The following is a 22,419-nucleotide window of genomic DNA, read 5'->3' as shown; positions in this document are numbered from 1 at the left end:
TTCCTGGACCGGGAAAGGCGCCTACCGCGTCGGCGAGAGCACTGAAAAGGACGGCAAAGGAAGACCGCGGTGGGGAAATCGTTGTTCTCTTGTGTTGGATTCGCCCTGCTGCGCGCCCCCGTACATCCGGCGCACCGCGCCCGCGAGGCCGTCGTCGACATACCGGAAGGCGCTGCCGACGAAGCCGTCAGGCTGACCGGCCAGTTGCGCGAGCTAGCCTCCGACGCGGGCTTCAAGGAGGCGGTCGCCGTGTCGAGTGCGGCGCTGACGCGCCGTTGGGACGCGGCCCTGACCGGAACGGAACAGAAGGTCACGGATCTGCGGCGGGCAGTCCGGGCACTGACCGCCTATCGACTGCGCATGGCCACCCGCGCCACTCCGTTCGGCCTGATGGCCGGGGTGGCCGTGGCACGCATCGCCACCCGGCCGCAGGAGTCGGAGGCACGTCTGGGCACCGCCCACCGGCGCGTGGTCCGGCCGGACCACGCGTGGCTCACCAAGCTGGCCGCCGACTGGGAGCGCCGACCCGAGGTGGTGCGCCATCTGCGCATCGTGGCCAACAACCTGTGTGTCGTCCGGGGAGACCGGATCGTGGTCGCCACCGGCCCGGACGACCCGGCGGACGAGCGGCCTGACGGGCGGGTGGTACGCGAGGTGAGCATGCGCTACACCGCGGCCGTACGCGCCGCGGTGGAGTCGGCCCGTGCACCCTTGCCCTTCGTGGACGTGGAGGAACGGCTGGTCGAGCGGTTCCCGCAAGCATCGCGCGAGACCATCGTCGAGATGCTGGTGGGACTGGTGGAGTGCGAGGTTCTGCTGACTGAACTGCACCCGCCCACCCACCACGCGGACCCCGCCGCTCATGTGCTGGCAGCCCTGGCGCCGTCGAACGCTCCAGAACTCACCGAACTCCATGCCATCACAACACAGTTGAACGAACAGTCCGAGCGGACCGCGGCCAGGCCCGGCGACCAGGTCTGGCAGCCGGCCTGGGAGTCACTCCTCCACCGGATGGGTGGGCTCTGCGAGCAGGAACACCTGGTGCAGGTGGATCTGGCGCTGGACGCGGAGGTGTGCCTGCCGCCTTCGGTCGGAGCCGAGGCGGAACGGGCCGCACACCTGTTGTGGCGACTGTCCGACGACGTCCCGTCCACCGCCCCGCTGATCCAGTACCACCGCGACTTCCTGGAGCGTTACGGCGAGGACCGCGCCGTGCCGGTCAAAGAGCTGCTCGACCCGGACATGGGCCTCGGGGTGCCCGCCGGCTACCGGCGCTCGCCGAGCCACCGAACGCCGCCGGGCCAGGACGGCCGGAACGCCGAACGCGACCGGCTGCTGCTCCACCTCGCCCAGGAGGCGACGGTGACCGGCGCCGCCGAGGTGGTCCTCACCGACGACCATCCGCTCGTGGTCCGACTCGCCCGGGACGATGGCACACCGCCCTCGGGACTGGAGCTGTTCACCCGGCTGGTGGCCACCTCACCCGCCGCGCTGCGCACCGGGCAGTTCCGATTGGTGGTGGAATCCACCGTCGAGGAGGCCGGGGCCAGCTTCGGCCGGTTCGCCCACCTGTTCCGGGACGAGGACCGGACGGCACTGTCGGAGATGGCCGCCGCGAGCCGGGGCGGCGGCGCGGCAGCGGACGCGCTCCGCGCCCAGGTGGCGTTCCGGCCACGCAACCGGTCTGGCAACGTGACCCGGACGCCCCGGCTGCTGGGGCCGCATGTCCCGGTCGGCGCGTTCGGCCCGGGCGAGGGGGATCAGGATCTGGGCCTGGACGACCTCGCTGTGCGGGCCGACTCCCACCGGCTGTTCGTGGTGCGGCTCAGCGACGGCCGGGAGGTGGTCCCTGCCGCCTATCACCTGCTCCGCCCCGACCGCGTACCGAACGTGGCGCGCCTGCTCGGTGACATCCCGCACAGCGGGCCGCGGCCGTGTCGAACTTGGAACTGGGGTTCCGGCGAGGACCTGCCGTACACCCCCCGGGTGCGGTACGGACGCGCGGTGCTCGCTCTGGCTCGGTGGCGGCCGTCGGAGGCGGTGCGCGACCAGGACACGCCGTTCGACCAGTGGGTGAAGCGGGTGCACGCGTGGCGGGAGCGCTGGCGAGTGCCCGAGCGTATCTGCCTGACCTACGCTGACCAGCGGATCGAACTGCTTCTCAGCGAGTTGGCACATCTGCGCGTCCTCCGTCACGAGCTGCGGCGCCGCCCGGATGCGGTGGTCCGCGAGGTGCTGGACACCGACGACGCATCAGGGTGGCTGATGGGAGAGGGCGGTGCCCATCGCAACGAGTTGGTCTTCCCCTTGCTCTCCCGGGCCGCGAGTCCCGCGCGGACCAGGACGGTGCGGGTGGGGACGGGAGAAACGCCGCCGGGATCCGCACTGGCCGAAGCGGCGCCGTCGACCCCGCCACCGACGGCAACAACCCCGGCCGCCTTCCGCGGACGGCAGGAGACCTGCCGTCCTGCGCGGACTCGTTCCTCGTGGGGCGAGCACCTGCCCGGAGGCGAGTGGCTGTACGCCCTGGTTCACTGTTCCCCCGACCGCCAACAGGAACTGCTTGGCCGGCATCTTCCTCGCCTGCTCCACGCCCTGCCGAAGGCGGTGGACCGCTGGTTCTTCATCCGCTACCGCGACCACGACGACCATGTGCGACTGCGCCTCCACGGGACGCCCGAGGTGCTCGCCGGTGCAGTGCTGCTCGACGTCCACCGGTGGGCCAGGGACCTGCGAGCGCACGGCCTGATCCAACGGCTTTCGCTCGACACCTACACACCGGAGTACGAGCGCTACGGCGGCCCGGAAGCGATGGCGGCCGCAGAACGTGTCTTCCACGCCGACAGCCTGGCAGTCGTCGAAACGCTCGGCCTGCGTGAGCGCGCGATGCTGGAGGTCGAGCCCGTGCTCCTCGCGGCAACTGGCTACGTCCACCTGCTCCGGGCCTGGCAGGGGACGTCGGTGACGTCCGGACAAGACAGCACCGAAGATGACCCGAGCGGCCCGGAGTGGCTCGTGCGGGCATATCCGAAGGACGCGCGGCACAAGGAGTTCCAACGGCGCCGTGCCGAGGCCGTCGCACTCATCGACCCCTACGGTGATTGGGCCGGGCTGCGCGCCCGCCCGGGCGGCGAGGAGGTGCTGGCCGCATGGGACAAGCGCTCGCGGGCGGTGGCCGATTACCGGCGTGCGGTGCTGGGACCGGATACCCGCGAGTGGTCCTCGCCCGGGCGGACGCTGTCGAGCCTGCTCCACATGCACCACAACCGGCTCATCGGCGTCGACCGGGAGACAGAGCTGGCGTCGCTGGCGGTCGCGCGAGGCGCCGTCCACGCGCACTGGGGCCGGCGGACACAGGGGTGGACATGACGGGACAGCACATACCGAACGGAGCACCGCCCGTTGACACGTCCGATGCCGCCGCCCGGAGGGCTTCCGCCCGCGGTGATGCCGTCCCGGGCGGAAGCGCGATGGCCGACAACGCACCGCCGGACGGTGACGCTGTCGCCGGCGACGCCGTGACGCGGGGCCGAGCCCAGCGGATCGTGGCCGAACTGGCCGAGCGGCTCAACCGCCAGGACCAAACCGTCGTAACGGCCACTACCGGCGTCGACACGGCGAAATCGCCGAGCACGGGAACACCGCAGCCACCCGTGTCCGGTCCAACCCTGGCAGCGGGACACAGCGGGGTCGCGCTCCTCTACGGGGAGCTGTCCCACGCGGCGCCCGCCTTGCGCATCACCGCCCACGCCCACCTGGCCACCGCCCTGTCCACGTTGGGCTCCCAACCCGGCGTGGGCCTCTACGACGGAGCGACCTCTCTGGCCTTCGCGGCCCGCGTGACGCGACACCGTCCGCAGGACTACGCCACCATCCTGAACCAGCTTGACGAACGGATCACTGCCGGCCTGCGCACCATCCTCGACGCGGAGTCGGCACGCCTTGACGCCGGGCACGCCGGCGTGGCCATGCGCACCTACGACACCATCAGCGGCGTCACCGGCATCGGCCGCTACCTGTTGCTGCGCGGGGACGGTGATCCGGAGGCGCTCACCGAGTCCCTGTCCTACCTGGTTCGGCTGGTCCGCCCGGTGCGCGCCCACGGATTCGATGTGCCGGGCTGGTGGGTGCCCACAGGCCCCTCCCTCCAGCCCGACATCCGCTTCCCCCGCGGCCACCTCAACCTCGGGGCAGCGCACGGCATATGCGGCCCACTGGCCCTGCTCTCGCTCGCCCACGAGTCCGGGGTGCGCGTGCCGGGCCAGTCGGAGGCCATCCACGTGATGGTCGAGCACGTCCTGTCCCTCCGCCTCGACGGAGGACGCTGGCCGCGGGTGGTCGGGTTCGACGACTTCGTCGCCGGTTCCCCGGGGACCGATTCTGAAGCCCGGCTCACCGCGGCCGGTTGGTGTTACGGCACCCCGGGTGTGGCCCGAGCCCTCTACCTGGCCGGCCGCGCCCTCGACCAACCCGAATGGCGGGACACGGCAACCCAGTCGCTCACCGGCACACTGCTCTCTCTGACACCCCACCAAGTCGGGAACGGTTCGCTCTGCCACGGGTGGGCCGGACTGCTGCAGATCGCCTGGCGGATGGCGGACGACAGCGCCGACGCAGGCCTGGCCAGGCTCCTGCCCGGCCTGGCCCGCCGACTGATCGACGCCTATGACCCCGGCCTGCCCTACGGGTTCTCCCACGACCGCCCCGCGCTGATGACCGGACAGCCCGTACCACCGCACCGCCCTGGCTTCCTGGAAGGCGCCGCCGGCATCGCACTCGCCCTCCACACCTACGCCACCGGACGAAACCCGTCCAGCCCATGGGACGCCGCGCTGATGCTTGACTGACGCGCTGTGCCTGAATGACTTGACGTGCTCCCTGGCCTGGAGCCCAGGGAGCACGTCACAGCGGGAGCGTCATGCCGAGTTCCTGCATAGCGGTGGGGGCGGGCCGCCTTCGTTGCGCCCGGTCTTGTAGCCCTTGACACGGGCCTCGATGGTGCGGGGATCGACCCCCTCGACGGGGCGCCTTCGGCATAGAGGTCGCCGGGCCAGCTGTCGCGGTCGTGGGGCAGGAACCAGAAGACGCGTCGGCGGAAGGTATCGGAGGCCCGGGAGTCCCTGGCGCCAGGGCCGAGGAGGTCGTAACCGACCATGGGGCCGTCCCGGTGGTAGGCGGGCTTGCCCCTGCGGGTGGGCAGCCGGTCCAGGCCCTGGCGGACGTAGTCGAGGGTGTCGATGTCCTCCAGCCAGACGATGCTGGTCTCGTGGCTGATCTCGTCCGCGCTCATCAAGGAGCTCATGCGCCTGCGCCCCTTTCCTCGTCGGTGAGCAGTCCGATGCCGGGGTAGTGCTTGCGCTGGTTGGACAGGATCATCTCCTTGGGCATGGCCAGCCCGACCAGTTCCCTGGTACGGGAGCCGAACGCACGCGAGGACATGGTTGGTGCGCTTTCACTGTGGCACCAGGCCCTGTAAGCGCCGCCGAGCTGCACATGATCAGGGCTTCGACGACGACCTGGCGGGCGAGGTCACCCGGGTCGCGAACCGGCTGCGCGGCCTGCTCACCCAGATCCATCCCTCGCTGGAGCGGGTGCTCGGCCCGCGCGTCCAGCACCCGGCCGTGCTCTGGCTGCTCGAACGCTTCGGCTCGCCCCAGGCGATCCGCAAAGCCGGACCCCACCAGCCGATCACCATCCTGCGGCCCAAGGACCCGCGCATGGCCGAGCGCCTGGGCGAGGACATCTTCACCGCGCTCCAAGCAGCGGGAAAGGGATACGACTCCAGGTGTCAGCAGAGGGTCCGAGGCCAGGAGGACACAGATGCCGGCGTCGATGCCGACCGGGAAGACGTAGGAGAAGTTTCCGAAGCCCTTCTTGACGGCCAGTTCGCGGCCGCCGCATACGAGGCGGCGAATCCGATACCGGCGATGATCAAGGCACCTGACACAACCACACCGACAAGCACCGATGCGCTCGGATCAGCTGGGTATCGCACCGCTCCCCGCAGCCACGCGCCGCTCCCCCATCCAGGCCTCATTACTGAGCTGTTCTCACACTCCCATGACCTGAGGCAGGTTGAGACCCTTCGGGATCGGCTCGGGGCGGATCGCCTACGAAAAGTGATCATGGAGGCATACCGGCGGGTGTGCAGCATGCGCTCCTGGACAGCGCGGCCTACCGGGCTCGGTTGGTGGCGGATCTTGCCGATGCCACGGGGCTGACCGCCGCGTACTCCCCCACTCTCAGGCCGTTGCGGCCTCGTGGGACCGGACATGATCCGGGACGGATCGCCACCGGTATCCGCCTGGTCCGCAGAGGTGACGAGCTCAACCGTCACTCCCTCCGGATCCGGGAATTCCTGCCGTTCTGAACTGGCTTCAATTGGCCGGAACTGCGAGAGATTTGTGAAGAGTTCCTGGTGATCCTCCACTTTGTTCGGCTACCGTTCGAGCCGCTCGCTCGACTCAACGATGCATCCTGCAAAGGAAGTTGAACTGGTGAAGCGCATCAGAAGGATCCTCGTACCCCTGGCCCTCGCACTTGGCCTGGGCTTCGCCGTGCCCACCGCCGCACACGCGGACCCGGCCAACCCGCAGCCCTACGCCTACGGGTTCCTCGCCGCCCTCTACAAGCCGCCGTCCGACAACGGAACCTACTTCTGCATGGACGAGTACCGGCAAATCAACGGCAACGGCCGGCCGGTCGTCATCAAACCGTGCATGGGCACGTGGAACCAGTTCTGGTTCTGGGGCCAGGACGGCCTCATCCACAGCACGAACGACGGCCGATGCCTGTGGGCCCACGTCGCCAATGGGCCCAGCGACGGACCCGACGCCCGCGCCTACGACTGCAACGGTAACGACCCGAACCAGCGCTGGACACTCGGCTGGGACCACAGCCTCTGCAACTCCGCCAACGCATGCCTTCTCGCCACAGGCATGCCGGGACCTCGCGGCTCATACCACCTCATGGGCTCCACACCCGGCGCAAGCGCCAGCATCTACCAGCGGTTCGACTGGCACCACTCCGACAGCAGCACGCCGATCAACCCCAACCTCTGACCTCGCCGTTTCGGTTGGGCGGCAGTTGTCGAGGCGGAAACCCGAAAGTTCCTTCCCAACCTGGGACGACGAACCTTGCCGAGGGGTTCTGCCGGTCCAGGAACAAGGCACCAAAGTCCGCACCGAGACCGCCCCGGACCAACGAACCGCGCCACGAATGCGCAGATCAGACACGCAAGGACACGCGGCGAGCGGACCGCGCGGAACTGAAGGAACGCCGGAAAACCCTCAAGCACGCCACCCTCTGTCCCAGCAGAATCGACGACACAGCCCGCGTCACACTCGTTCTCAACGGCACAAAATGATCTTCACCGAGAAAGCCTCGATGCCCCCGGTCGGTTTGATCACCGTTCGGGGTCCAGCACCCAACCCGTCACGACGTCCGTGCGTCTGCCCGCAAGAGCTACCCCTCACACGGTACGACCAGGAGTCGGCGCGGCGGTCCGGCGGGATCTGTTACCTGAGCTCGACCAAGTACGAGGCACCGGGGAATTCCCATCCGTCGGTGCCTTCGCCGATGTCCGCCACGATGATGTCGTCGATGAAGTGGTCCTCGAACGCGTCCTCGGTGAGCACGTCGGCCAGCCTGAGTTCCTCGATCTCGTCCCAGTCGCCCCTGCTGCCGTCGATGCGCAGAGGTGCGGCCCGTCGTGTGCCGCGCTCGCGCTCGTCGTCGCCCGTCTTGACGATACCGCTGACCTCGAACTGACCCCTCTTGACGTGGTCGGGGATCGGCTCGGCGGGAACGCTGGCCGCAGCCCAAAGGACGACCAACCGGCACATCGCTGAGCAGATGTGCGTGACACTGCGCGCGGTGGAGTACTCGGCGCCCGGCCACCCATCAGCCGTGTGAACAATGCTTCGGGTCAATACACCTAAGGCCTGTCCGACGGGTTGGCCGGGCGGTCCGCCGTGACCAGCCACGCCGTGCTGCGCAGCCGGACGGTGCCGTCCGCCGCCTCGTGGTCGTGCAGATGGTCCGTCAGGGTGCGGCGGGCGCGGGCCTGTGCGGTTGCGTCGGCCTGCTCCATCAGATGGCGACCGGGTCCCGTTGCCAGCAGGAACTCCGCCGCGTCCTCGGCTCCGTGCCCCCACGCTCCGTACGCCTGCGCCTGGTTGACGGTGATGTTGGTGAAGCCGGCCGCGGTGAGGACGTCGCGGATGTGGTCCGGGGCGGCCAGCGAGAACATGCCGGGCAGCCCGGGCTGCCCGAAGTCGCCGACCGGCAGAAAGTCGCGCAGTGATGCCATCGCCGCCACCCACTCGTTGAGCGTGGCATCGGCCGGGCAGACGAACGCCAGACGCCCGCCGGGCCTCAGTGCCTGGGCGACGTTGCCGAAGGCCGCTACGGGGTCGGCGAAGAACATCACGCCGTAGCGGCTGATCGCCGCGTCGAACGCACCCGCCTCAAAGGGGTATGCCTGCGCGTCGCCTTGTGTGAAAGAGACGTTGGCGATGCCCTCCCGCTCCGCGCAGGCCTGTGCCTCGGCCAGCATCGGGCCGGACAGGTCGAGGCCCAGCGCGCGCCCTTGGGGCGCCCGGAGCGCGGCGAGGCGTGTGGTCTGCCCGGAGCCGCAGCCGAGGTCGAGGGTCCGGTGATGCCGGGTGATTGCGGCGGCGTCGAGGAGCGGCTCGTTGAACCCCTCGTTCACGGCGTTCCAGCGGTCCTGGTTGCGGGCCCAGTGGGCTCCTTCGGGGCCGTTCCATGCCTGTGCCTGCTCGATGTTGATGATGTCCGGCACGGGTGCCTCCTGTGGTGGACGGCGGAGAATGGGCATACGCCCAAATAGTATGGGCGCATGCCCAAACTGGCAATGCCCGCTACCATCCAGGGGCTGTGCCCCTTTCAGGGCGGCGGAGGCGGAACGGAAGAGAGGCCCATGTCACCGCGTGGAGTGGCGACGCCGGACGTACGCGAGCGGCTGTTCGCGGCCGCCGAGCGCGTCGTGGAAAGGGACGGGCCCGGCGCACTCACCAGCCGGTCCGTCACGACTGAAGCGGGCTGTGCCAAGGGGCTGTTGCATGCGCACTTCGCGGGGTTCGACGAGTTCGTGGCCGAGCTCTGCCTCGACCGGTTCGCGCGGACGGCGGCGAAGGCACAGGCACTTTCGGGGCTCGCCGGGCAGGGCACGGTGGCACGGAACCTCGAGGCCGTCGCCCTCGCACTGTTCGACTCCGGTGGCCCCGCCATCTCGGGCCTCGCCATGACCCGCCCCGCCGCCGCACTGCGTATCCGTGAGGCCCTGGAAGGCGGGGCACCCGGTTTCAGTGCGATCCAGGAGGCCATCACCGGCTATCTGAAGGCCGAGCAGGGGCTTGGCCGGGTGACGGAGACCGTCGATCCGTGCACGGTGGCCCTCGCCATCGTCGGCACCGCCCACCACCTCCTGATGACGAGCTGGCCGGGCACACCTGACCCACGGGCCCCTATGGCGCGCCTGGTGTCCGCGTTGGTGGACGGCTAGTCAGGGGCCGGAGCCAAAGGCGCACGGCGGCAACGGTCACGGTGGCGTGAAAGACGAACGCCCTCTTGTCAAAGCACGTGGCCACGGCCCGGAAGATCTTCAGCCGGTCGATCAGCCGCTCGACTTCGTTCCTGCGGGCATGGCGTGCCGGGTCAAAGCCGGTGGGCCTAGCACCGTTACGGCCACGGCGACTGCGATGGACCCGCTGATCACGGCGTTCGGGGATGGTGTGCTTGATCTGCCGACGCCGCAGGTAACGGCGGTTGTGGCGTGATGAGTAAGCTCTGTCGCCGCTCAGGTGGTCCGGACGAGTGCGGCGATGGCCGTCGGCCGGACGGGGCACGCGAACGCATTCCAGGACCGGAATCATCTGCGGGACGCCGCCCCATTGTCCGGGCGTGACCAGCATGGCCAACGGCCACAGCCCGCCTGCACCAGTCAAGTGGATCTACGTTGTCAGCCCGCCGCGTGAGCGGCCGAGGCCTTCATCCGGACGGTGCTGGGCGGGCCCGCGTGCGCTTGCCGGGCTTCCGCGGCGCCTGCTTGCGTGCGCCGGCGGCCTGCTGGTGAGCACGCCACACACGGTCGAGTCCACGCTCACCATCTTTCAGCCGATGCCACTCTCCGCGTCGGCATCGGCCTGGACGGCCCGCAGAACCCTGCCCCACGTTCCATCCGCCGGCCAGCGGCGATGCCTGCCGTATACCGTCTTCCACCTCCCGAATCGAGACGGCAGATCCCGCCAGGGGATACCGGTCCTCAGGCGGAACAGGATCCCGTGATCACCTCACGATGGTTCTTCCAACGCCCGCCCCGGCCGACGTTCTTCGGCAAGCACGGCCCAAGCCGAGCCCATTCCTCATTCGGTAAATCACCCCGCCCACGCCGACCGGAACGATCAGCACGCTCCGCAGTCACGCGACTCGTCGGACAGTCCCTGGTCCAAGGCCATCGTGCCCTTGGTGTACCGCATGCCGTAGCGCTCGCCGATGACGTTGACCTTCTCCAGGTCCATCGCGCCCTCGGCGGTCCTGGCGGCGGGTCCGGCTGCGAAGAGATCCTCCAAGAACTGGTCCCAGCCGCCCGGCGTGGAGATCTGCAGTGCCCGAGCGGGCGGTTGGGACGCGTTGCGCATGGCGTGGGGTATGCCGTGCGGCAGGAGAGCGCACATGCCGGGTGTCAGCCGGTGAGTCGTGCCCTGGAAGTCGATCTCCATCTCGCCTTCCAGCACATAGACGAACTCGTCCATCAGCTCGTGGACATGGGGCGGGATGTCAACGTCCAGCCGGTTCTCCAGGACTGCCAGCCGACCTTCGCTGTCGTCGGTGGCGACCTTGACTCCGAAGCCGGGCGGCAATGGGATCCGGGTCTGCCGTGTCTCCCCGTGCTTCAGCAGAATGAAACGGTCAGCGGACATGGGCGATTCCTCCTTGTCGGCCGCATGAGGCCACGCCGAGTAGCGGTCCCCAGCCTATGCCCTATGCGGAGAAAATTCTCCGGATAGGGCTCACCGCCTACGATCGTCGCGTGACCAGTGAGCCGCCCCTGCGAGCCGATGCCCGACGCAACCGCGAGAGGATCCTCGCCGCCGCCTGCGAACTCTTCCGAGAACAGGGCACAGCGGTCGCCCTCGACGACATCGCGCACCGCGCCGGAGTGGGCGCGGGCACCCTGTACCGCCGTTTCCCCGACCGTGACGCGCTGATCCGACAGGTCGTCATCGACGGCTTCGGCATCTGTCTGGCAGCGGCGGAATCGGCCCTTGAGGAACTGTCGGATCCCGCCGGAGCATTGGACCGGCTGTTCCGGCATGTGATCGAACAGCGGGAGCGCCTCGTCCTCCCGCTGGCCGGCGGCCCCGTTCTCCATGATCCGCGGGTCCAGCAGCTCCAGCACGCCATCCTCGACGCCCTGAATGACATCCTCGCGGCCGGCCGCGCCGCGGGCGTCCTACGGGACGACATCACCGCGGAAGACCTGATCACCGCTGCCGCCATGGCCTGCCGCCCGATGCCGCACCTGCCACGAGAGACGGGCGCGGCCCTCGCCGCCCGGCACATCGCCATCTACCTGCACGGACTCCGTCCCGAGGGCGCTCCTCCCCTGCCGGCGCCCGCACCATCCCCGAGTGATGTCGGCCGACACGTCGCCTTGGAAAAGCAGGCTCGGCAGGAACGGCCCTGACGGCGCTCGGTTCGTCGGTTCGGTCGTCTCAGAGGTCTGTCCGGACTCCCGTGAGTTCCTCCTGTTCGGCGCATCTATTCCTAACCTGCAGCGCTGGTGAGCGAGGGTCCACTCGACCGCGTGGAGACTTGCGCGGCACCGTCACACGCCTCGACAAGACGCCAGAAAGCCACCTCGCCGGCCTGGACCTCCGCGCCTCGATGATCTGAGTCGGAGATCTCTTGCCGGCAGCCAATTGATCACGACATCACACATGCCCTAGTTCTCGCCCGAGTCGTTGACGCCCCCCTCCCCGGCATGTCCGTTCCATGCCAAGCTAGATGGGCCACAGGGCGGCTGGGGGAGCGGATGTGAACTTAGGACGCCGGAGAGCGGTCGTACTCCTCGCGACCATCGCTACCTTCGCCGCCGCGCTGGCCGGGGTGTACGCGCTGACCGGGTTATGGCTGGCGCACGACGCGGCCAACCGGTGGGCGGTTGCCGTCGCCTTCGCCGCAGCGGCCTCCAGCGCGGTGGACAAGGCCCTGTCGCCATGGGCCGGCCACACTCCTTCCCAGCCGCCCGCCGGTCCGGGTGACGACCAGGATGACGACTCCGGGACCATGCCCCCGGACGCGGATCCACCCGACCGCGACCCGGAGCCGTTCACCACACGCCGGTCGCGTACCCGGGACCGGGTGACGACAGCCGTGCTCTCGGTGGCCGTCACGGCCGCAGTGAGCGCGGTGGTGTACGGGGTCGTGACACCCAGGTCCGGACACAGTGGCGCAGCGGCGGCCTCGGCGACCTCGCCAGTGCCCGGCACGGCTCGGACCTCCGGCGCAGGGCCGACCCCGTCGTCGGACGGCTACACCCTGGTCTATGGACACCGGTCGCTGTCCTTGAAGAACTACAACTACGCCTTCGACCTGCGCGCAGGTACGGTCAGCGGCTCGGAGACCCCCTGGAGCGCCAGCACGGACGCCGGGGGCGACGGCGACGGCGCTTTCGAACTCCAGCCACTCACCGACGCGTACGTCGTACCCGGCAAGACCGTGCCGAGCGCCGGGCAGTGCGCCGCCAAGGCCACTCACCACCCGGCCAAGGGCTGGCTGCACTTCCGCCAGGTCCCACCGGGCAGCACCTTCTGCCTGCGCGACACGAGGACCGGCGACATCGCGGTGTTCACCGTCATCGACGTCGACCACGGCAACTACGCCACCACGGACGACATCACCTACTACCGCCACCAGAGCTGACCAACGGCCACCGCCGGCTGTACGCCGGCCGCGGGCTCGGGGCTCGGGGCTCGTGGTGAGCCCGCCACCTGACCCGCCGGACAGGCCCTCACAGCTCCGCCTCCAACGGCCCACCCATCGCTTCCGCCACCACAACCTTGGGGGAAGCCCGATGTCGGTCACCGACAAGTACCGGAAGAACAACGAGAGCTACGCCGCCGCGCGCTTCCCTGGCCCCCTTTCGAGCCCGCCCTCCAGGCACGTCGCCATCGTCGCCTGCATGGACTCCCGAATGGGCATCTACGTCATGCTCGGCCAGCTGGAGTCCGCGCCCTTCCCGCCGCTGCGGCCGTCGCCTCGCACTTCGCGACCGGTGACGATTGCGCCTCCTCGTCACGCACCGATCGTGGCGAGGGCGATGTGAGGCGCTTCTTCCAGGCGTAGTAGGTGGAGAGGGCGATTTCGCAGCCGTGCTGGGTCAGCACACTGCAGATCGGCTCGACACCGCCGTAAGCGGTCCCGGTGCTCGTCGGTGAACGCTCCGAGCGTGTGTGTGGCTGGTCGAGCTCGGCTACGAAGAAACTCGCCGCGGCCTTCAGGATCTCGTTGGCCCGCCTGAGTTCGGCGATCTCCGTCTTCATCGCCTCGATCTGCGCGGACTCCTCCATCGTCGTTCCCAGACACTGTCCGGAGTCGATCTGGTCCTGCCGGACCCACTTGCGCAGCGTCTCGCGGGAGCCGATGCCAACCTTCGTCATGGCCGCGTAGATCGGGGCAGACTCGGTCAGGTAGTCACCGCAGACCTCGGCGACCATGCGCACCGCGCGCTTGTGCAGCTCAGGCGGGTAGGAGGAGGGACGTGCCATGACTCTGATCCGTACATGGAATCAAGTCTTCATCCGGACCAGGGCAGTTCATTCATGGTGATGGCCCTGGCACCCGCGTCTTGGGAGTGCCGGGGCCTCTGGGCGACTCCCAGCCCGCAACCCCTCTTGGGAGGATGATTCAGATGCCTTCCGTCGCCACATGTGTGATGACGCGACTGATGTATTCCTCGCGGTGCCGAAGCAGTTCAACGCTGATGAGGATGCGGTTTCTGCTGATCGGAAGGAACAGGGTGCCCGTGATGGGCAGCGCGGTCACCTTGAGCCGGAATCCGCCGAGGCGCTCACCGGTGGTCCTCTCGTACTCGCGCACGGCATCCCTCATGCGCGGAGCGCCACGCGCAGGGCGGCTTGCGTCCGCGACTTCGCGTTTGCGTTCGGCGCTCCACAGGCGGACGACATCGCGATTGTCGTCGACAATGCGGCCGAGCAGGCCGCCCGGCGACAAAGGCACCGCCGATTCATCCTGCTCCGACGATGCCAGCGCGCGTTCCCACCACCGCAGCCACTCGGCATCAAATTCCATAGCATCATGCACAGTTGATTCGACGACCAGGCTCGGCCGCCCTACGACTTCCGGTATACCCAGCGGGTCACGAATGCCGAGCGCGTCGCGGACTGCCAGCGCAGCGGCCAAGTGGTAGGAGTACCTCAGGGCGACTTCCCACGGCGCGCTCGACATCGATCCCATGAGTCTTCCTTTGTCTCAGACGATCTCTGCGCTGTCGGTGGTACCGCCACTTGAGCAGATGTCGCCGTCCCCGCAGGAGCGCGTCACTGGAGGGGGAGACCTCCGCGGTCTCCCAGCCGGGTCCGCCGGCGTTCGCGTCCCACTCGCCCTCCCAGGGCGAGCCGCATGCCAGCCCGCCGCCCCACGCGTTGGTGTCCGAACCGGAGTCGTCGGACCTGCCGGCCCGCCAGTGGTGGGCGACCGCGTCTTCGTCGAGATCGAACCCCGTCTGGATCTCCATGCTGTAGCCGCCGACGGGATGTATCCAGATGTACGAGTTGCCGCAGTCCCCCTCGACGACGTCGTCGGGGTGGACCTTCGCGCGGTACGGACTTCCGTCGGGGTTGATCGCCTTGGGCGTCGGTACCGCGTGCCGGCTGCCGTCGGATGCGGTGACGACCTTGAAGCCGTGGGCTTTTGCGAGCTTCGCGTTCACCCCGGTCACCCGCATCTTGACGACCTTCGCGCCCTTGGGTAACGAGTGTTTCGGTGTGTGAACCGCGTGAACTCGCAGCCCAGCAGGGCCGATACGGTTGGCGGACGAGACTGCTTCGGCGATGTCGATACCTGCACCGGTGAGCGCGGACACCGCGAGCACGGTGACGAGTGCGGGCATGAACATGGCTCCGCTTCCTTGCCGTCAATCCCCCTGACTGCCGAGAGTTCTCTCCCGGGTCAGGCACACGGTGTCCCACAGCAGACGGGGTGACACTATGACCAATAAGGCGCATGTTCCTCAACTACCTCATGGCTGACCGATTCAGGCCAGAGGCGGGGCTTGTTCCGGGTTGTTGCCACAGCGGACAGACGGGTCAGGGCTCTGGACGGTACCGCGGCCGCAACGCGGCTCGTCTGCCCGCCCTGTGACCGACTCGCTTCGGTGGCGGGGTGCATCCGCCCGCTCGGCTGACCGTGCGTGGGCCGTACGGGCACGCAGCCCGCCATGCGTGTACGCGGCACGGCAGGCGTCGAAACTGGGGCCGCTCCAAGCCCCACCGACGATCCGTCACCAGGAGGTGCGCACGTATGATGCGCCGATTCCTCAAGGCCGCAGGCGCGTCCCTGGCCACCGCCACCCCCACTGCCTCCGCCGGCAACCACCCCAGCACGGCATGCTGCCATCCAAGCCCCACCCGCACAGCGCGCCCCCCTCGTCGGCCTGGGGGTGGTCACCTTCGCCACGGTCCTGCTCGCCTCGGTGGCCACCCCGACCGCTCCCTGGTCGGGACCAACATTTCCATCTGCAAGCCCCCCCCGGCCGCCTACACCTACCCGGTCGTCGTGGTCCCCGGCATCTTCGAGAACGCCTACGACATGCGGGCCGACCCCGGTGCTGAAGAACGCCGGCTATTGCGTCTTCGCCCCGCATGGGAGGTGACCAGGTGGACCACGGCCTGAGCCGGCACGCCACGGCACATCCCGAGGCCGGAGCAGATGAGGTGGACCGTCGCCTTCCTCGGGGCGAGACGACCGCCAGGCGTTCCCTCCTCAAGACGCGACGGAAGGCCTGCAGCAAGAAATGGTGATCCACGATCCCCCCAGCCGGCGTGCAGGAAGAGGAGAACTGCCTGCCGCACGGACTGCGCGGCGAGCATCGGATCGTGCACCCCGCACGAGGGGGCGAAACACAGACGGGCCGAGGGCCACCGGCCGCTGCACCGGAGTTGACGGACCCGGCCCGTACCCAACCGGCGGGAAAGAGTCGCACCGGCGAGTGCAGCGCACGCAGCCGAGCGGGACCTGCTCGTTGCGAACTTCGAAGGCGCAGGTGGGAGCGAGAACAACTCCTGCACTCGATGACCGCGTACGGCCTCCCGAAAACCGATTCTGACACAGAGTCATACCTAAAAGGAATAGTAAAATACGAACCGAGCGGTATGATCCGCCGAGGGCGTCACTCCGGTGCGGCCACGGCGAGACACGACAGACCGAGGAGGACGGCGTGGCCAAGCAGGACAGAGCGATCCGCACACGCCGGACCATCGTGCAAGCCGCAGCCGCCGTCTTCCAGGAACAGGGCTACGAAGCCGCCACCATCCTGGAGATCCTGAACCGGGCCCAGGTCACCAAGGGGGCCCTGTACTTCCATTTCAGCTCCAAGGAGGAACTGGCCCAGGCGGTGCTCGCCGAGCAGGAGGGACGCGCCCGGATCCCCGCCCGCGCCTGCAAACTCCAGGAGATGGTCGACCTCAGCGCCCTGCACGCCCACCGCCTGCAGACCGACCCACTGGTCCGTGCGGCCATGCGACTGGCCATGGACCAGCGCACTAACAAACCCGACCGCAACGGCCCCTTCCGCCAGTGGGCCGACGCTCTCGACGACACCCTCAGCGCCGCGGACGCACAAGGCGAACTACTCCCCCACGTGCGCATCAAAGAGGTCTCGGAACTCATCGTCGGCGCCTTCGCCGGGGTGCAGGCCATGTCCCAGGCCCTCACTGGATACGAGGACGTCACCCAGCGCGTGGCACAGCTGCACCGCTACCTGCTTCCCAGCATCGCCGTGCCCGCGGTCCTCGCCGCACTGGACCTCTCCCCTGGACGCGGAGCGATCACCGCGGCCGAACTCGACCCACCGGACACACCAATCGCAGCAACCGCGTCAACTTGACCCGGCGCTGGAGAGCCCCAGCCGGCATCCCACGCAGCCACCCGACGACTCTCCCAGCAGTGTCGTGCGCACCTTCGCCGCCCAACTTGCCGAGCTCAAGCAGCGGCACCGCGACGAGGGCCGGGCCCCGTGGCAGGCCCTCGAAGCCGCCCAGAGCGAGAACCCAAACTGCGGCGGCCTCTGGCCCCCGGCGCACGACCCACCCCGAGATGTCCCGACGCCGATCTTCTGCGGAAATCTGGCCTCAGTGGGGCGCAGCGACCGCAGTGGTGTGCCAGGCCCGCTCGATCTCGGTGGTCGGAAAAGGCGTCCGCTTGCTCTCGGTGAGCAGACGGCGGGCGAATTCGCCCATGACCACAGCAGCTCGGGAATGCCGGTCAATGATCGCGGCGATGTCACGCGGGACGCCATCGGGCCGGTGGCCGGCGATCCACTCGCGCAGGAACGCCTCGTGTTCCATATCGCCCCGCACACCATCGGGCAGGTGGTGGCGGAGCAGATGGCTCGCAGTGTGGCAGCGGTCATACGCAAGGTGGGCGGAGAGGAACTCCACCTCGGCTGCCGACAGTTCGAAGCCGCGGCTCAGGGCGAGCCCGAAGTCCGCGAAGTACAGCAGTCGACCGTCGGTCAGGACATTGGCGAAGTGGGCGTCGAAGTGGACGAGTCCGTGCGAGCTCATGAAGGCGGTGCCGCGCGCCAGGGCTTCCTCCACCCATGGATACGGCGAGCCCTCCCCGCCCTCTGGGGCGGCTGTCCGGTAGTCGTGCAGCCAGTCGGCGAGTGTCTGCGGGACGTGTTCCAAGAAGAGCACCAGGCTGGACGAAGACCGGCCGATGGCCTCCAGACGCTCACGCACGGCCGATGAGCCCTCCCAGTGCACGACCGCACCGTCGATGCCCCCGAAGTCGTCGGCGAACCCCTCGGGAGGGGAGTTGGGCAGGATCCGCCAGTGGTACATCATGGGAAAGCCCTCGTACTCGTTCCCGAGGACCCAATTGGTGGTCATGACATGCACGGCCAGCTCGCGCCAGGCCCCGAACCCCGCTGAGCCCACCCCGTACTGGTAGAACATCGGCAGGCCGAAGAGGTTTGCCGTCGACCGCGCGTTCTCTGGCCGTAACTCGGTGTCCGTCACCGGGACCCGCTTGACGAACACCCGGGTGCCATCGATGTCCAGCTCCGCAGACCTCCCGCCGATGCCGGACCCGAGCGGGGCTGCGGCGGCCGCGACCTCGCCTAGCCGATGGTCGCTCAGCAGGGATAGGCGCGTGGCCACGCTTCCATACGTGGCGAGCCGTGCGGCATACCGCGGGTCCGGGTGGTGCATCGACGACTCCTCGGTGCCCATGACCAGGGCTTCGGCGACCTCGCAGACGTGGTCGAGCCTATCCGCCCGGGCTGTCGAAGGAGCAGGTACTCGAAGTCGCCCAGCGCGACAACGCTGCCCCAGGCCATGGCGTGCCCCGCCACAAGACCTCCTGACACCGATCTCTTACGAACACGACCGCAAACGCGCTGCCTGCGCGAACACCTACTGTTCTCCCTTTTGCCCCGGATACCTGCTGGACGACTCGCTACCTGGACTCCGCCATCGCCCGTCTGCGGGCGCTGCCCGCCGGTCAGCGCGCGGACGGCTCCGCGCGCTTGACCTCCTGCTGCCGTAACAGCCTGCGCAGGAAGCCGGTGAACCGGGCGAACACGCCGTGCTTCTGCCACTTGGCGAAGTAGCCGTAGCAGGTCTCCCAGGGCGGGAAGTCGTGCGGCAGGTAGCGCCGCTGCACCCCGGTGCGGTCCACGAACAGAATCACGTTCATGATCTCGCGCAGATCGTGCTCGGACGGGCGTCCGGCGTTCAACGCATGCCGGCGTCGCTCCATCGCACAGATCACGCGGATACGGACGGCATTACGCCATGACCTGGGGATACCGCCGGTGAGAGTACTCGCCCGGGCGGCGACCACAACCGGTGGGAACACGGAGTGCGCGCTGGGCGTCCTGAGATGACACAGCTGCAAGCCAACTCCGTCCCTCGCCGTCACCCCATCCGGCGCATCCGCCACGTTCACGCCAGCAGATCCGCCGAAACGACTGCTACTTACCGAAAAGCCCTGGGGTGTCCCCGGTCGGGTGGCTTGTTCGCCCGGCGTCGCGTGGGGCTCCGCCGTCGCGCGCGGGAGCACCGGCGACGCCCGATCCCCTCGCGCGCCGCCCGGTGCCTGTCCCACCCACCCCACTTCTCTGATCTTGCTGTTGTGGGGCGTGGTCCAGGGGCGTAGGGGGATGTCGGCAGGCATACCGCGCCCGATAGAGCCGGGAGCCCGGGACGACGTGGAGGCGCAGCACCAGGCCGCGCACCTCTACTCCGATGGCTGCGGGCCGGCCACGGGTTGTGGGCACGGCCGTACGCGGCTGAGCTTGCCGGAACCGTGCTCCCGAGGGAGAGGGCGGTCAGCGGTTCAGGCCCGCGTCGCGTGCCAGCAGGGCCGCCTGTACTCGGTTCTCGCAGTCCAGTTTGGACAAGATCCGGCTCACGTACGTCTTGACGGTCCCCTCGCTCATGTGGAGCCGATGGCCGGTGTCGGCGTTGGAGAGGCCCTCGCCGAGCAGGGCCAGTACCTCCTTCTCGCGGGCGGTGAGTGTCTCCAGTCGCCGTCGGGCCTGCTCGGAGCGCAGGGCGGACGTGCCGGAGGCGAGGGAGTCCACGACGTGGCGGGTCGCGCCCGGTGACAGGTACGCCTGTCCGGCGGCCGCGGCGCGCACCGCGCCGATGAGCTCCGCAGGCGCCGAGTCCTTCAGCAAAAAGCCCGCGCTGCCTTCGGTCAGGGCCCGCAGCACGTTCTCCTGGGTGCCGAAGGTGGTGAGGATGAGTACGCGGGTGTCGGGGGCGGTGCGGCGCAGTTCGGCCAGGGCCGCCAGGCCGTCCATGACCGGCATCTGGATGTCGAGCAGGACGACGTCCACCCGTCGGGCCCTGACCGCCTCGATGGCCTCGCGTCCGTCGGCCGCCTCCGCGACCAGATCAATGTCCTCAGCGGAGGTGAGGATCATCCTGATGCCCGCCCGGATGAGCGGCTCGTCGTCCGCGACGATAACCCTGATCACGACTCTCCCGCGCTGTTTCGAACGGCCCGTCCCACAGGCCGCCTGCGCCATGATGCCCGCAAAGGCCATCCGCCCGCGAGTCGGACACCCCCAGCACCCCAGCCCTTTGGCCCCGGCTCGGGGCCTCCGAGACTCCGGCTGCTGCGGCGGGCGGACCGGTACAGCGCGGCAGGGGGCACAACCTGGTCAGGGCGCGCCCCCTGTTCGAGCGAAGTCGAAGGTCAAGCAGGAGCCGAGAGCGTTGCGAGGGTGGAGAGTGACAGCCACTCGGCCCCGGTGCGTGCCGGACATCGCCCGGTACAAATCGCCTGAGGTGCCGCAGCAGGCCGGGGACGAGTCCTCGCCGGGCGCCCCCGATCAAGCCCCTGTGGTCCCTCCGGGCCGCCTTCACCGCAAGGTGTCGCGGCCTGGTCATGGCCCTTTCCTTTGCCTACTTGCCGACGGACAGGAAGGCCAGAGCGGCCAGGCCGATCATCAGCGCCAGGAGGATCAGCGCCGCCAGCCCGCAGCCGGCCGCCAGGCTCTTGTTCTTGTTGTTCTCACTCATTGCTTCCGCCAGCTCCTTCGGCAGGCCGATCTCGTCCATGACCAGACCACCCTCGCCCGAGGAGACGGCCGGAAGCTGCTCCCGAAAGTCGTCGGCCGGATCAACGAACGTCGTCCCCGGGGCCCCCGGCTGGCCAGGGGAACTGATCTCCGGCACGGTGTACGGCAGCATGCCCGCCAGCCGGAAGCCGCCGTCCGCCGTCGCCCCCGCATGGACCATGCCGCCGATGAGCCGGGTCCGCTCCCCCAGCCCTGCCAGCCCCTGGCCGCCGCTCACCACGCTCCGGCCGGCCACGGGTGCGGGTGCGGGACCGTTGGCGACCTCGACGACGAGCGCGTCCGGCTCGTAGCGCAGCTCGATGGTGACCGGGACGCCCGAGGCGTACTTGTGGGCGTTGGTCAGCCCCTCCTGGACCACGCGGTACGCCGCATGGTCGGCGGCCGGCGCAAGCGGGCGCGGCTCACCGCAGCAGCGCAGCGTCACGGACGCGCCCGCGCTGCGCGAGGCCTGGACCAGGCTTTCGATCCCGGCCACCCCACGCGAGGACACCTCGGCCTCCCCGGCGTGGCCGGGCAGCCGCGTTACGTCTTTGAGCAGCCCCACCACCTCGCGCAGCTCATGCATCGCGGCCACCGACGCCTCCCGCAGCACACCCACCGCCTCCCGCTGTCGTCCGGTCAGCTGGCGGTCCACCTCCAGCGCGCCGACGTGCACCGAGATCAGAGTGAGGTGATGGCCGAGGCTGTCGTGCATGTCCTGCGCGATGCGCTGGCGTTCTCGCATCCGGGCCTGCCCGGCGACCATCGCGCGTTCGCGCAGCAGCTGGGCGTTGTACTGCCGAAGGGTGTCGGTCAGGGTGCGGTACTGCGACCAGTAACGACCGGCGAGGCCGGGGACAAGCACGGTCGCCAGCGGCAGCAGGGCGGTGAAGGCGTCGACCATCAGGGAACGGGGCTGCGCCCACAGGGTGACCTGGGTCAGGCCGACGTTGAGCAGATACGCGACGGCGAAGACACCGGCCGCCCGGCCGGCACTGCCGATCCGGCGCCCGGCCGACCAGGCGGTGACCACGAGCAACGGGGTGAGCCCGAAGAAGCCGTACGGGACCGAGCAGGCGGCGGCCGCCAGCAGCACGGTCGCGGGAACCACCCGGCGCAGCAGGCACAGCAGGACGGCAACCAGTCCAGCGCCGACAACGCCTACGGTGCCGCTCCCCTGCATGACCTCGGCTGCCGCGGCCACCAGCCCGAACACCACCATCAGCACCGACTCGCCCACGACGCGCCCGGCAGGCCACATCCCGGGCGCGAAAAGATCCCTGCGCACGGCGCGCAGCGCCCGGGGAAACGTGCGCAAGCGGGTCACCAACGCGCGCCAGACCGACATCACCAGGCCGTTCCCAAGGTCCACACCACTCACGCGGCAACGGTAAGCACCCCCCGCCGCCCGCCGCGCCCGCCATTGGTTGCAACCACGAACAACGAAAGTGAACCAAGACAACGCCAGACACCCCGACGGACGAACCACCCCCTGCGACCCGCTCCCGGCACCAACCGGCTCATGAAGCGAGCGGGGCTTGCCCGCATCCGCCGCACGGTTACGACTTCGCGTTCCTGTA

General features: G+C 69.1%; 17 protein-coding genes and 5 pseudogenes. 8 read left to right on the top strand and 14 right to left on the bottom strand.

Going from position 1 to position 22,419, the window contains the following annotated elements; translation table 11 throughout:
- Positions 1 to 81: 81 nt before the first annotated feature.
- Both AV521_RS31625 and AV521_RS31620 read left to right on the top strand, forming a co-directional pair.
- Entirely contained in the window at positions 82 to 3,369 is a 3,288-nt protein-coding gene (locus AV521_RS31625) for a lantibiotic dehydratase (RefSeq protein ID WP_076093189.1), read from the top strand.
- A gap of 101 nt (positions 3,370 to 3,470) precedes the next feature.
- Positions 3,471 to 4,847, top strand: a complete 1,377-nt coding sequence (locus tag AV521_RS31620; protein ID WP_179023515.1) for a lanthionine synthetase C family protein — start codon at positions 3,471 to 3,473, stop codon at positions 4,845 to 4,847.
- 55 nt (positions 4,848 to 4,902) lie between these two features.
- On the opposite strand, the pseudogene AV521_RS51285 reads toward AV521_RS31620, so the two are convergent.
- Both AV521_RS51285 and AV521_RS31610 read right to left on the bottom strand, forming a co-directional pair.
- Positions 4,903 to 5,302 (bottom strand): annotated as a pseudogene (locus AV521_RS51285) (DUF6009 family protein).
- Entirely contained in the window at positions 5,299 to 5,439 is a 141-nt protein-coding gene (locus AV521_RS31610) for a hypothetical protein (protein WP_305965197.1), read from the bottom strand. Before AV521_RS31610 ends, AV521_RS51285 begins: the two are co-directional and overlap by 4 nt.
- 62 nt (positions 5,440 to 5,501) lie before the next feature.
- On the opposite strand from AV521_RS31610, the pseudogene AV521_RS31605 reads away from it, so the two are divergent.
- A pseudogene (locus AV521_RS31605) lies at positions 5,502 to 5,756 on the top strand (IS110 family transposase); the annotation flags it as partial.
- A gap of 1 nt (position 5,757) precedes the next feature.
- On the opposite strand, the pseudogene AV521_RS51280 reads toward AV521_RS31605, so the two are convergent.
- Positions 5,758 to 5,965: pseudogene (locus AV521_RS51280) on the bottom strand (DUF2637 domain-containing protein); the annotation flags it as partial.
- 532 nt (positions 5,966 to 6,497) lie between these two features.
- Here AV521_RS51280 and AV521_RS31590 point away from each other — a divergent pair.
- Positions 6,498 to 7,061 (top strand): RICIN domain-containing protein, encoded by a 564-nt coding sequence (locus AV521_RS31590; RefSeq protein WP_076093185.1) that lies wholly within the window; start codon positions 6,498 to 6,500, stop codon positions 7,059 to 7,061.
- A gap of 456 nt (positions 7,062 to 7,517) precedes the next feature.
- Here AV521_RS31590 and AV521_RS31585 read toward each other — a convergent pair whose 3' ends face one another.
- Positions 7,518 to 7,835 carry a hypothetical protein gene (locus AV521_RS31585; RefSeq protein WP_256725737.1) on the bottom strand — a complete coding sequence of 106 codons (318 nt, stop codon included), beginning with the start codon at positions 7,833 to 7,835 and terminating at the stop codon, positions 7,518 to 7,520.
- A 101-nt stretch (positions 7,836 to 7,936) separates the two neighbouring features.
- Complete coding sequence (locus AV521_RS31580) at positions 7,937 to 8,803, bottom strand: class I SAM-dependent methyltransferase (protein WP_076093183.1); 867 nt, start codon at positions 8,801 to 8,803, stop codon at positions 7,937 to 7,939.
- Between the two features lie 138 nt (positions 8,804 to 8,941).
- Between AV521_RS31580 and AV521_RS31575 the strand changes: the two genes are divergently transcribed.
- Positions 8,942 to 9,526, top strand: a complete 585-nt coding sequence (locus tag AV521_RS31575) for a TetR/AcrR family transcriptional regulator (RefSeq protein WP_076093181.1) — start codon at positions 8,942 to 8,944, stop codon at positions 9,524 to 9,526.
- Here AV521_RS31575 and AV521_RS46850 read toward each other — a convergent pair.
- Positions 9,489 to 10,444: pseudogene (locus tag AV521_RS46850) on the bottom strand (IS5 family transposase). The gene AV521_RS31575 and the pseudogene AV521_RS46850 overlap by 38 nt on opposite strands.
- A complete protein-coding gene (locus tag AV521_RS31560; RefSeq protein ID WP_076093177.1) occupies positions 10,425 to 10,943 on the bottom strand; it encodes a cupin domain-containing protein in 519 nt (172 codons plus the stop codon). Before AV521_RS31560 ends, AV521_RS46850 begins: the two are co-directional and overlap by 20 nt.
- Before the next feature lie 110 nt (positions 10,944 to 11,053).
- Here AV521_RS31560 and AV521_RS31555 point away from each other — a divergent pair, with 110 nt between their 5' ends.
- Complete coding sequence (locus AV521_RS31555) at positions 11,054 to 11,710, top strand: TetR/AcrR family transcriptional regulator (protein ID WP_076093175.1); 657 nt, start codon at positions 11,054 to 11,056, stop codon at positions 11,708 to 11,710.
- Positions 11,711 to 12,060: 350 nt separating this feature from the next.
- Positions 12,061 to 12,948 (top strand): hypothetical protein, encoded by an 888-nt coding sequence (locus AV521_RS31550; RefSeq protein ID WP_076093173.1) that lies wholly within the window; start codon positions 12,061 to 12,063, stop codon positions 12,946 to 12,948.
- Between the two features lie 284 nt (positions 12,949 to 13,232).
- On the opposite strand, the gene AV521_RS31545 is transcribed toward AV521_RS31550, so the two are convergent.
- From AV521_RS31545 to AV521_RS31535, 3 genes are all read right to left on the bottom strand, one after another.
- Positions 13,233 to 13,793 (bottom strand): hypothetical protein, encoded by a 561-nt coding sequence (locus AV521_RS31545; protein ID WP_076093171.1) that lies wholly within the window; start codon positions 13,791 to 13,793, stop codon positions 13,233 to 13,235.
- 139 nt (positions 13,794 to 13,932) lie between these two features.
- Positions 13,933 to 14,448 carry a hypothetical protein gene (locus AV521_RS48775; RefSeq protein WP_143658680.1) on the bottom strand — a complete coding sequence of 172 codons (516 nt, stop codon included), beginning with the start codon at positions 14,446 to 14,448 and terminating at the stop codon, positions 13,933 to 13,935.
- Positions 14,405 to 15,130 carry a hypothetical protein gene (locus AV521_RS31535; protein ID WP_143658679.1) on the bottom strand — a complete coding sequence of 242 codons (726 nt, stop codon included), beginning with the start codon at positions 15,128 to 15,130 and terminating at the stop codon, positions 14,405 to 14,407. Before AV521_RS31535 ends, AV521_RS48775 begins: the two co-directional genes overlap by 44 nt.
- A gap of 1,353 nt (positions 15,131 to 16,483) precedes the next feature.
- On the opposite strand from AV521_RS31535, the gene AV521_RS31530 reads away from it, so the two are divergent.
- Positions 16,484 to 17,152 carry a ScbR family autoregulator-binding transcription factor gene (locus AV521_RS31530; RefSeq protein ID WP_076093165.1) on the top strand — a complete coding sequence of 223 codons (669 nt, stop codon included), beginning with the start codon at positions 16,484 to 16,486 and terminating at the stop codon, positions 17,150 to 17,152.
- A gap of 244 nt (positions 17,153 to 17,396) precedes the next feature.
- Here AV521_RS31530 and AV521_RS31525 read toward each other — a convergent pair whose 3' ends face one another.
- The 4 genes and pseudogenes from AV521_RS31525 to AV521_RS31510 form a co-directional block, all read right to left on the bottom strand.
- Positions 17,397 to 18,479 (bottom strand): hypothetical protein, encoded by a 1,083-nt coding sequence (locus AV521_RS31525; RefSeq protein WP_076093261.1) that lies wholly within the window; start codon positions 18,477 to 18,479, stop codon positions 17,397 to 17,399.
- Positions 18,480 to 18,777: 298 nt separating this feature from the next.
- Positions 18,778 to 19,026 (bottom strand): annotated as a pseudogene (locus tag AV521_RS31520) (transposase); the annotation flags it as partial.
- A 574-nt stretch (positions 19,027 to 19,600) separates the two neighbouring features.
- Positions 19,601 to 20,254, bottom strand: a complete 654-nt coding sequence (locus tag AV521_RS31515; RefSeq protein ID WP_076093163.1) for a response regulator transcription factor — start codon at positions 20,252 to 20,254, stop codon at positions 19,601 to 19,603.
- Positions 20,255 to 20,684: 430 nt separating this feature from the next.
- On the bottom strand, positions 20,685 to 22,220 hold the full coding sequence (locus AV521_RS31510; protein ID WP_305965196.1) for a sensor histidine kinase: 1,536 nt from the start codon (positions 22,218 to 22,220) through the stop codon (positions 20,685 to 20,687).
- Positions 22,221 to 22,419 lie beyond the last annotated feature (199 nt).

The organism is Streptomyces sp. IMTB 2501, assembly GCF_001953885.1.
In the GTDB taxonomy this organism is placed as follows: Bacteria; Actinomycetota; Actinomycetes; order Streptomycetales; family Streptomycetaceae; genus Streptomyces.
The sequence above is the reverse complement of the archived record's forward strand: the minus strand, read 5'-3'. Positions and strand labels throughout refer to the sequence as shown.